Origin of the sequence: Fibrella aestuarina BUZ 2 (genome assembly GCF_000331105.1) — a bacterium.
In the GTDB taxonomy this organism is placed as follows: domain Bacteria; phylum Bacteroidota; class Bacteroidia; order Cytophagales; family Spirosomataceae; genus Fibrella; species Fibrella aestuarina.
Genome location: NC_020054.1, coordinates 3,001,312 through 3,012,491, shown reverse-complemented (window position 1 = coordinate 3,012,491; position 11,180 = coordinate 3,001,312). Strand labels below are relative to the sequence as shown.

General features: G+C 54.5%; 7 protein-coding genes. 3 read left to right on the top strand and 4 right to left on the bottom strand.

The window, feature by feature from the left end:
* Positions 1-6: 6 nt before the first annotated feature.
* The 3 genes from FAES_RS12215 to FAES_RS12205 all read right to left on the bottom strand — a co-directional run bounded on the left by FAES_RS12215 (position 7) and on the right by FAES_RS12205 (position 6,512).
* Positions 7-1,488: a GH39 family glycosyl hydrolase gene (locus tag FAES_RS12215; protein WP_015331521.1), complete on the bottom strand. Its 1,482-nt coding sequence runs from the start codon at positions 1,486-1,488 to the stop codon at positions 7-9.
* Positions 1,489-1,719: 231 nt separating this feature from the next.
* Positions 1,720-3,426, bottom strand: a complete 1,707-nt coding sequence (locus FAES_RS12210) for a RagB/SusD family nutrient uptake outer membrane protein (RefSeq protein WP_015331520.1) — start codon at positions 3,424-3,426, stop codon at positions 1,720-1,722.
* A 14-nt stretch (positions 3,427-3,440) separates the two neighbouring features.
* On the bottom strand, positions 3,441-6,512 hold the full coding sequence (locus FAES_RS12205) for a SusC/RagA family TonB-linked outer membrane protein (RefSeq protein ID WP_015331519.1): 3,072 nt from the start codon (positions 6,510-6,512) through the stop codon (positions 3,441-3,443).
* A gap of 280 nt (positions 6,513-6,792) precedes the next feature.
* Here FAES_RS12205 and FAES_RS12200 point away from each other — a divergent pair, with 280 nt between their 5' ends.
* The 3 genes from FAES_RS12200 to FAES_RS12190 all read left to right on the top strand — a co-directional run bounded on the left by FAES_RS12200 (position 6,793) and on the right by FAES_RS12190 (position 9,530).
* Positions 6,793-7,563 (top strand): SDR family oxidoreductase, encoded by a 771-nt coding sequence (locus FAES_RS12200; protein WP_041257810.1) that lies wholly within the window; start codon positions 6,793-6,795, stop codon positions 7,561-7,563.
* Positions 7,564-7,666: 103 nt separating this feature from the next.
* Entirely contained in the window at positions 7,667-8,410 is a 744-nt protein-coding gene (locus FAES_RS12195) for an IclR family transcriptional regulator (protein ID WP_041257809.1), read from the top strand.
* 538 nt (positions 8,411-8,948) lie between these two features.
* Positions 8,949-9,530 (top strand): RNA polymerase sigma factor, encoded by a 582-nt coding sequence (locus FAES_RS12190; protein WP_015331516.1) that lies wholly within the window; start codon positions 8,949-8,951, stop codon positions 9,528-9,530.
* A gap of 5 nt (positions 9,531-9,535) precedes the next feature.
* On the opposite strand, the gene FAES_RS12185 is transcribed toward FAES_RS12190, so the two are convergent.
* Complete coding sequence (locus FAES_RS12185) at positions 9,536-11,140, bottom strand: choice-of-anchor Q domain-containing protein (RefSeq protein WP_158408776.1); 1,605 nt, start codon at positions 11,138-11,140, stop codon at positions 9,536-9,538.
* Positions 11,141-11,180 lie beyond the last annotated feature (40 nt).

Here is an 11,180-nt window from a genome sequence, read left to right as displayed (position 1 = left end):
AGTGCGTTATTTCTGAACAATCAGGCTTTTTTCAGCAATCAACACCGGCGAATCATAGACCGGGATACCGCTAAACGTGTAGGTTGGTCCGGCGTTCCGGCTTTCGGTTTTGCGCCACCTATTTTTCGGAATTTCGTAGATGTGCCCCGTTAGCAGATCGACCCAGACGGGGGTATCGAAATTGCCGTCGTTGATGGTGATATCGATGGGCGTGGTGCTAAACAGGTTCGTGGGCGTTTTGCTGTCTAACCAAACGGCGACCAACTGCTTTTTTCCCGCTTTTTGCCGGAAGCCGAATAAAGAAATCGACTCGGTAGCGGTTGTTGTCGCGTTGACGTTGGGAATCAACTCCAGTGTATTGTCAAAAACCGAAGCCAGATTCTGCACCGCGTAGTAAGCAACTTTCGGGCGGATGACAGTCTTGTCAAGGTCCGACTGGATCAGGCCCTTCATGTTCAGCACCGGCGTGTCGCCTGCATACCGGATATCGATGATGGTGAACACCGACGTTTCAATGTCGCGCCCCAGATCGCCGAGCAACCGGCGCATGTCGTACTTAGCCTGCGAGTATTCGGTCCAGTAATACTTGTCGAGAGCGTAGCTGGGAATATAGCCCGACGGCGCTCCGTTTTCGCCCTGCCGGAGGAGAAGGTTGGGCGCGTAACGGGCCAGTTGTCGTTTGAACGACGCGACGCCTTTATACGATTGTTCGGGCCGGAAGGCGTAGCTGTGGTACGACACCCAGGTAAACAAATCCAGCTTTTTCCGGTCGGCAAAGACGGTCAGGGCCCGGCTCAGGTACGTTGTGTCGGTATGGGTTGCGAGGGCCAAGGCTGCAATTTTGGCCTCCGGCTGAATGCGTTTGATGATTTCACCCGTTCGGATATTTAGCTCGGCAGTTGTTTCGGGCGAATTATTCTGCATCGGATGGTCGGGCTCGTTCCAGATTTCCCACTCCTTCACCCGGTCTTTGTAGCGGGTGACCAGCGCTGTAACCCAGCGGTCGTAGGCCGCGAAGCCTTCGGGCGAGGTGGGCATACTGTTGAGCAGGCCACGCCCGCCACCGCCTTCATAAATCGGGTTGCCATACGAGGTTTCGAGCCAGGGTTCAATCTTGTTGGCCACCGCAAAGTCGATGATCTCATCGAGCCATTTCCAGTCGTAAACCCCTTTCACTTTCTCGCACTTGGCCCAACCCGCCTGCAACCGGATTTTCTTGACACCCAGCGGAGGCAGATAGGCTTTATACCCGTTGAAATCGGTAAAATCGCGATCGAGCGTTTCGCAGCCAACCGTAATGCGCGACGAAGCGATGTCGTTGGTCGAGCGCGGCTTCAACGTACCTATCCGTTTCATGTCGACCACCAGGGGCGTTTTCACCCGCTCGGCCGACGGGTCGATAAATTGGGCTGACACGGTGGTAACTCCCAGCCAGACAAGGGCGAGAATAACCAGAAGGCAGGGCCGATATGATGGGTTTCGGTGCATAGTCAGTTGGTGAATTAGTAAGTCCTATCAGGCTTTTGTCAGCAATCAGAATCGGTGCGTCGTAAATGCGGCGAGCCGCAAGCCTTTGCGGCTCTACAGTAAGGTCAATTTTTCCGCAATCTGTATCGGGCGCCTGATGGGCCAACAAGGATGTACAAAAAAGACCGCCAGGAGTCTACCGCGTCGGCGGCCCGGCGGCCTTTCAATTCTAACCTATTGCTAATTCGCTGGTTAATACCCCGGATTTTGTTCCAGTTTGGCGTCTTTGTTCGCTTCGATTTCCGAGAATGGAATCGGGAACAGGGCATGATGATCCTGAATGTTTGGTGCGTTGAGCGGATTGTATTTCCGCACCCGCTCCACCAGCTTACCCATGCGCGAGAGCGTAACGCGCCGGTCCTCTTCAAAAATCAGCTCACGGGCGCGTTCGTCCAGAATGTAGTCGAGCGTGACTTCGCCGGGCGTGACGGGCTTCGCTTTGGCCCGGTTCCGTATCAGATTGATGTCGGCTGCGGCCTGCGTCGTGTTGCCCTTGAGCAAGTAGGCTTCGGCCCGGAGCAGGATGGTTTCGGGCAGTCGGATCTGGTACATATCCCGGAACGTGGGACCCGCCGTTGTCTTCAGCGTCAGTTTGGTGGCATCCTGCACAATGCCCGCCGGGTGCTGACCGGGCGTGGTCACCTTCGACGGGTACGGGTACCACCGCCAGTTTGCCGCTATCCAGTTCGGAGCCGGGAAGTCGATCAGGCTTTTTCCCACGAAGTTGGGCGACGCTGGATTAGTGTAGATAAAGTCACGAACGATGTTGAACGGCGAGGTGCGGATGTCGGTAACGGTCGCGTCCAGTTTGCGGTTGTCTTTTTTCGGGTCCAGGCCCCACACGTCGTACGTCCAGTAGTCGGACGGGCGCACGAACGAAACCCCGCGCCCCCCACTGTTCAGCGTCGATGCCGAGGCATTATCTAGCAGAGACGCTCGCCCGCTGGGGTCAGAGATCGAGAAAACGGCCGGGGCTACACACCGTTCGAGGTTGTTCAGGGGGCTACCCGATGACGTCAGCGCCCCGCCAATCACATCCAGCTCGTACTGAATGACCCAGATGGCTTCCATATTGCCCGCTTTCCGATTTTGGTTGCCTACCCGGAAGAGGTCGTAGAACACGTCGCCGGGCTGGTTCCGTAAACTGCCAAATCGTTCAGTCATCAGGCGCAGGTTCGATTTCTCAATGACTTCCGTAGCAGCCGCAATCGCCTTGTCGTAATCTTTCAGGACAATGTAGGTTTCGGCCAGCAGGTGGTTGGCCACCGGCTTGCTCACTTTACCATCGCGCACGGCGTCGATAGCGGGCAGATTAGTGGCGGCATCGGTGGCATCGGCAATAATCTGCTGGAGCACCTGCTCTTTGGTGGCGCGGGTAAAATTGCTGGTAGGCGTATTTACCTCATTCAGAATGAGCGGCACCCCTCCGTACAGGTGCACCAGTTTGTGGTAAGCGTAGGCCCGGAACAGCTTAGCCTCGGCACCGATCACTTTCTTCTGGGCGTCGGTGAGGGCCGACGTACCCACCCGCGCAATGATGGTATTAGCGTTGGCGATAATCTTGTACCACCGAATCCAGTGCTGCCGGGGAATATCGCCCTGGGGCGTAAGCGATACGGGGTAGCTTCCCAGACGAGCCTGATCCAGGCGGGCGTTGTAGGCAACATCGGTGCCTAATACCTCCGAATAGAGATTGGCTCCGCCATCGACGCTCTGAATGGCCCGGACGCGGGCGTATAAATCGGTGAGGGCCGCATTGAAGTTACCTTCCGTGATGAACGAGTTTTCGGGACTATAAAAATCCAGCGGCACTTCGTTCAAAAACTCGTCTTCTTTACAACCTGCCTGAAACAGCATCACACCAGCCAGGAGCGCGATTGTCAATAGGTTCTTTTTCATCGTGATAGCAGGAGTTAAAAGGTAATGTCGACCCCTAATGAATAAGACTTCAATACGGGAAACGCGTTGATCGACGTAACGCCGAGGGCGGTATTGACCCCATTGGCAGGGCCGCCCACCGGAAACAGGGTGGTATTGGTTTCCGGGTCCCAGCCTTTCCAGTTGGTGAACGTCAGCAGGTTTTTGCCACTCACAAACACTTTGCAGTTGGCCGCGCCAATCTTCCTGGCGATGGCATCGGTCAGGCTATACGAGAGCGAGATATCCTGCAGCCGCACAAAGTTGCGCTGCACGTACTCGCGGCCACCGGCGGGAGTAGGCAGCCACGGATTGGGGTGAATACCGCCGGGGTTGCGGGGCGACCAGAAGTCCGTAAAATCAAACCAGTTTGAGTTAGTGGCCTGCCCCGGCGTACCATTGTAGCCATACGGAAAGTTGGGGCTCAGGTAGCTGTTGCTTCCTCCCTGAATGGAGTTGATAAACGCCCGCAGCGTAAACTGCCGGTAGGATACCGTATTCTGAATCCCAAACTGATAGGCCGGTTCGGTATTACCCAGGATCTGCCGGTCGTCGGCGGGGGTAATTTTACCATCTTTGTTTACGTCCTCGATCCGGTACGTACCAGCCTGAAAACCAGCCAGCTTTTCGTCGGTCAGTTGGTAGATCCCCTGGGTGCGGTAGTCGTAGATGGTGCCGATGGGCCGACCGATAAACAGGCTGCTCGCCACGAGGTCGTCTTCTACGCCATCGTTGTTTTTGTCCTCACCCAGAATGGTGACCACTTTGTTCCGGTTTCGGGTGAAGTTGACCGTGACGTCCCAGCTCAGGTTTTTGGTCTGTACCGGTTTCGCGTGCAGCATGAACTCGAAACCGGTGTTATTGATCTGCCCCAGGTTGGTAAATACGTTCGAGAAGCCCGACGTTTGGGGGAGCGTTTGTTGCCAGAGCAGGTCGTTGGTGTTCGAGTTGTAATACTCGATGTTGCCGTCGATGCGGTTGTTCAGAATGGCAAAATCGAGACCAACGTTAATACCCCGGGTACGTTCCCAGCGCAGGTCTGCGTTGGCCAGCGATGATACCGTCCGTCCAATGGCCGTTAGCCCGCCGTCGCCGAATACGTACTTGGAGTCGTCGGTGGCCGATACCCGCGCCAGTGAGCTGTAGCGGCCCACTTTGTTGCCATTTTCGCCGTAGCTGCCTCTGACTTTCAGGTAGTCGATACCGGGTACTTTAAAGAACGGTTCTTCCGAGAGTACCCAGCCCACGCCAATCGACGGAAAAATACCGGTTTTGTTATTCTTCGAAAACCCGCTGAAGCCATCCCGCCGAACGGTGGCTTTGATCAGGTACTTACTACCGTAGTTGTACGACACACTGCCGAGCTGATAGAGTAGTACCTCTTCCCAGGCCTCTGACGAAATCTTTTGAATTTCAGCCTGTTGCAGGCTATTGTACGATAGATTCAAATCCGAAAAGCCCGTTCCAGAAGCGACTGTCCGATCGAATTTCGACGTGTTGTAGCCGTAGACCGCCGTGGCGTTAATGTTGTGCTTGCCAAAGCTGCGCGTGTAATTAAAAATATTGTCGAGCGTTTGGTCGTACTGCGTGGCATCGTTCTTGGCCGCCGAACCCGTTTGCCCGGCACCGTAGATACTCGACGTGTAATTTTTGAAGAACTTCAGGTTGTTACCGAAATTCAGGCGGTAGCTGAAACCGGGTACCGACGGCACACGCACGATGCCGTAGAAATTACCCACCAATCGACTCTGCACTTCGTAGCGGTCATTTTCAGCCGACAAAAACGGGTTGACGTTGAAGTCGCCGATGGGGTTAACGATGTAGTTTCCGCTGGCATCGCGCGGCTGCACCAGTGGGTTTGTGCCCACGATGGCGTTCATATCGGGTGCGTCTTTGAAGAAGTTGGTGAACGCCCCCGACGTGTTAGCCCCCAGCGTGAGCCACTTCGTCACTTCGGTATCCAGGTTGATCCGGACGGTGTAGCGGGCGTAATCGTCGTTTTTGATGAGGCCCTTCTCTTTCGTGTAGCCTCCCGACATAAAATAATTGGTCTTATCGGACCCGCCCGAAAGGCTCAGGTTATGGCTTTGAATGGAGGCATCTTGCGTCAGTTCGCCATACCAGTCATAATCGGTGCCTGCGTTTACGCCCGCCAGCGAGATCGGGAACAGCTCCGAGTTGGCAAACGTCCAGGCGGGGTTAGGTTGCGTGTAGCCCGATTCTTTGGTGAAAGCGGTGAGGTAATTAATGTCCCGGATTTTCTCCAGAAACGCATCCCGGCGCAGCAACGTGGCCTTGATGGTTGGCGACGAAATGGCGTAACTACCCGAATACGTGATCGTTGGCTTAGAAGCCGCCCGGCCCGTTTTGGTCGTAACCAAAACCACCCCATTGGCCGCCTGCGACCCATATATCGCCTTGCTGCTTGGGTCTTTCAACACGTCGACACTCGCCACGTCGGCGGGGTTGATATCCGACAAGCGGCCATTGAAAATAATGCCGTCCACGATAATCAGGGGAGCCGTGTTGCCGTTGAGCGTAGACGTACCCCGGATGTTGATGGCGGGTTCATCGCCGGCGCGGTTGGTCTGGCTGATGGTCAGGCCCGGCAGCGATCCTTTCAGCGACTGTAGGATGCTCACGTTGGGCGACTCTTTAAACGCGACCAGATCGGCCGAGGCAATGGAGCCGGTGAGGTCTTTGCGCTGCTGGGTGCCATAACCCACCACTACCACTTCGTTCAGGGTTTTGTTGTCGGGAGCCAGCGTAATATCAATGACCGACTTGGTAGTGATAGGAATCTCCTGGGTGATATACCCCACGTATGAGGCGACCAAAATGGCGTTGGTTGCCGAAACAGTAAGCTTGTAGGTACCCTCGGCCGAGGTGGTGGTGCCGTTGGTAGTGTTCTTGATGAGCACCGTTACTCCCGGCAGGCCCTGCCCGGTTTCGTCGGTGATGCGCCCCGTAACCAACAGGGGCGTTTGAGCCATAACCGGGCTTATCGCCAGCAACCAGATCAGCCCCAGCAGCCCAGACCGGTATAGCGAATGTGAGCGATTCTTCATAGGATCGTTAGACCAAAATTCATCAATGATAAATTTAAATTCAATAATACAATAGTATAACTACGGTTCAGATTTGCCAAAACTTTTCACATATTTATTTTTTATAGTATTTTTCTCAGCTAAAGACATATTCTAAAAATCATACGCGACAATTTATTTCCAGCGTCTGGCCAGCATCCTGCCTATAAAAAGTTCAATTTGGGCAGATGCCTGCTCATATTCCATTTTCTATTTCAACCTATACATAGTATGATTGCACTTACTATTACAATGATAAATTATGCACACACTTACACAATTTGACCTATCTGGTAAAGTTGCCCTGGTTACGGGGTGCAAGCGGGGAATTGGCCGGGCGATGGCCGTGGCGCTGGCCGAAGCGGGTGCCGACATCGTTGGTATATCGGCGTCGCTTGAATCAGCAGGAAGCGATGTCGAGCAAGACGTAAAAGCGCTGGGCCGCTCGTTCAAGGCCTATCAGTGCGATCTCAGTCAGCGGTCGGCCGTTTATACGTTCCTGGAAGCGCTCCGGCGGGACGTACCTGTGATCGATATTCTGGTCAATAATGCCGGTACCATTCTGCGCAAACCTGCCGCCGAGCACCCCGATGCCTACTGGGATACGGTGATCGATACCAACCTGAACGCCCCTTTTATCCTGACCCGCGAACTTGGGCGTGATATGGTAGCCCGTGGCTCGGGGAAAGTCATCTTTACGGCTTCGCTGCTCAGCTTCCAGGGAGGAATCACCGTACCGGGTTATGCCGCCAGCAAAGGGGCCATTGGCAGTCTGGTGAAAGCCTTTGCCAATGAGTGGGCGGGCAGCGGCGTCAACGTAAATGCGATTGCGCCGGGTTATATTGCAACCGACAATACCGAAGCCCTGCGGGACGATGCTGAACGGAGTAAAAGCATTCTAGCCCGTATTCCGGCGGGCCGTTGGGGACAGCCAGACGATTTCAAAGGCGTCACGGTTTTCCTGGCCTCACCAGCGGCCGACTATGTTCACGGCACCATTGTCACCGTAGACGGCGGCTGGATGGGACGGTAGGCAAGAATGAATAATGTATAGTGAATGATGCATAATGCTCTGTTTTTGCGCATGCTCCATTATACATTATTCATTTTCCATCATACATTATTCACAAGCAGTTATGGTACTAGTTGTTGTTAAGGCGTTGGATATTCTGGAGTTTATTGCCCGCGATCCTGACCGGGCATACTCACTGACCGAGATTGCCGAGGGGTTAAGCATGCACCAGGCAACCTGCGTCAACATCATGCAGACGCTGGTCGACAAGAACTACCTGGAGCATCTGGGACGCAAAAAGGGGTATCGGCTGGGCCCAATGGCCTACAACCTGACCAATAATCTGGCTTATAGTCAGCATCTGGTGGCCGCCGCCAAAGACGTGATGGAGCAGTTGACGGCTCAATTCAACGAGACGACCATTCTGGGCGTGATCCGCAATCAGAAACGGTTTATCGTTCACCTGGTCAACAGCGATCAGGACTTGCAGGTACGTAGCCGCAGCGAACGCAGCCTGCACGAAACCGCAACGGGCAGACTACTACTGGCTTACCTGCCGCCTAAAGAACGGGATAGCCTCCTCAACACAATTGGCCTGCCCTCGCCGATCGTCTGGCCCGAAGCAGCGACGCCGGAAGGGCTGGAAGCCGAATTGCTCAAAATTCGTACGGCTGAACTCTGCGTAACGGTCTCGCCGACGCATATTATCGGGCTGGCGGTGCCCATCAGAAAACAAAAGCAGGTGGTTGCCAGCCTGAGCATTTTTTTGCCCGAAATCCGCTGTACGCCCCAAAAGCGGGAAGCACTCATTGACGCCCTGCGACAAGCCTCCACCCAAATCGATCAACAGTTAGATGCGGCCCGCTGAGCCGTTCAGGTACGTTACCAGTTTGGTTGCTTCCGTCGGTTAGCCGCTGACCCTACTCACTGCCGTGTAGGCGTATGCCTACATGGTTCAACAAACGTCGACGGAGCCGGGCCTTCCAGCCCGGCAATTGCTGGCCGTTCGTATACTCACAAGTCAATTCCTGCCTGTTGCGCCATCCGTAGACCCGGATACAGGGCCGTACTGGCCATAAAAATGGAGCAAGCCGGCCCAAAAGACCATAGCGGACCGTTGGCCTCTGAAAACTTTTGCTGGACGATTTACCAAAATCAAATAGATTTTATATTATTGCATTATTAAATTATTATTTGATATTAATAAATTGAGTAAGACTGATTAAGTTGCCAGCATAAGGCACTGCAAGCCTGAGAAGCTCTACCCCTGCCCTATCCTGTATTCATCAACGTGTAATCAGGTAAGCGCCAACGAGCGCTTTCAGGAGGTAGCCGGTAGCGCACCCGGCCCCTGGACACCGATCAACCTGCAGACATAATCGAATCAGCGTATTGACAGACGCCCCATGACGCCCTCCCTGACCACCGCCGAGCACATTCAGTTATGGAACGACTTCCGAACCGGGAGCCGCGACGCTTTCGATAAGCTATACACCCTGTTTGCTCCTGATCTGTACCGCTACGGCTATAACCTGGTCCGAAACCGACAGGTGGTGGAAGATTGCCTGCACGAGCTCTTTCTGCACATTCACGACCGTCGACAGCGGCTTGGTCCCGTAGACAACATCCGGTTTTACCTGTACCGGGCCCTACGGCGGCGGCTTCTGGACACGATTACCCGCCTCAACAGGTATGACTCGGATACGTACCTGTTTACTGATGCCCAATTTCTGATTCAGCCCTACGAAACCAGTCTGATTGAGTCAGAAGGGCTCGAACAGCAACAGCAAAGGGTGCTTCATGAGGTCAATCAGCTTCCCAAACGGCAAAAGGAAATTCTGTATCTGGTCTACATGAAAGGGCTCAGCTACCAGCAGGCGGCCACGGTCATGGACATCAGCCTGAAGAGTGTCTACAACACCATCAACGTGGCGCTGAAACGGTTACGGTGCCTGGTCGGCGTCGCTGTTGGCCAGGATAGCTACTAAACCGCTCACTGCTTCATTACCTTGCTGATAGTGATCAATTTACCCTCGCTATAAACGAGCAGCAGGTACAAGCCGCCGGGGAGTTTCTGTAGGTCCAGTTGCGTGCTGCTGCCAGTCAGTGGGGCCTGCATCATTGGCTGTCCCAGGCAATTGACCAACTCAGCCCGACCAGTCGTGCCAGGTACGTTGGTCACCGTCAACACCTTATCGACCGGGTTGGGTGATATCCGCACAACCTCAGCTACCTCGGCAAGCGCCGTAATGACGCTGATCTGTTCCCGGTACTCATAGGCGCCAATATCCGGTTTGCTTCCCTGCGGGCGGGGTACGCCCAGCAAATCAGCCGAGCTGAATTTTCCAGGTACGTTGGTGCCTTTGTCGACGGCGGGGCTGGTGGCTTGCAGCGTAAAATTGCCGGTAGCGAGGTCGAGGTTTCGATCGACAAACTGCGGATCGGCTACAATATCATTGGGCCCTTTCACGGCCACTTTCCCGTTGGCATACACATTATAATCATACACAACGTTGGTGTTCTTGTTGGTCGAATTACACTCGCCGCCGTCGCGACCATACATAATGTTGTTCAGGATACTCACGTCATCGCAGGTATTGGCAAAGATTTCGGCGTAGCCCACCACGGTGCCGTTGTTACAGGCTGTGTTGTTGATGATATCGACATGATCGGCTTTGAAGGCGTGAATACCCGACCCGCCGTTGTTGATGCACAGGTTGTTGGCCACCAATGTTCGACCCGTGTAGGCATTCGCGCTGGGCGTGGTCGCATCCTGCTCGCTGTAGCTGTGTCGGTTTACGTCGATGATGATCCCGTTTCCGTCGCTTAACCGCCCCAGACTGAGCCACGGAATGGTGGTTTTGTTGGTGTGGCAAACGTTGTTCCGCACGATGTTTTTGTAGGTCGTCAGCTTATCGACGTTGAACGGAGTCAGGATGCTGATGCCGCTGCCGGCATACATCATATACCAGCCGTTGTTATAGACCAGGTTGTTTTCGATCGTGGTGTAATCGGCCTGAATCGAGCTGATACCGCCACCCGGGAAATCATGCACCTTACAGTTCCGAACCGTTACGTGATGCGGAAATTTGGTTTCATCCCTGGGCCCGCCGATCGAGATGCCATTGGTGTTGTAGTTGGCGTACGCAGCCCAGTTGGTGCCGCCTGCCTTGGCTTCGTTGTAGATCGCCAGCGCCCCGGCGTAGGTCAGGTTCGCGTTGTTGCCGATCAGTTCGAAGCCGTCGAACTGGATGTAGGAGCCATTGATCGAGACGGTGTTCCAAACGTTGCCCGAGCCGATCATCGTTGGCGAGTGGCCTTTCAGCGCTTTAAACGTGATCCAGGCCGTTGCCGAGCCCGACCGGGTGATGTTCAGCACGGGGCCCGACGTTGACCTGTACACGCCATTCATCACAAAGACCGTGTCGCCGGGATTTGTCAGGTCGGCAGCGCGTTGAATGGTCAGGAATGGCTTGGCCGTCGATTTTCCATCGTTGGTGTTGCTACCCGCCGATGCCGACACATAGTAATCGGTGGCATACGTTGGCGTAGGCGATACGCTCAGGGCGAGCAGCAGGAACAGGAATAGCGTTTTCATCCAGTTGACGTCGGTATAGGTTGTAAAAGGGCGGCGACGC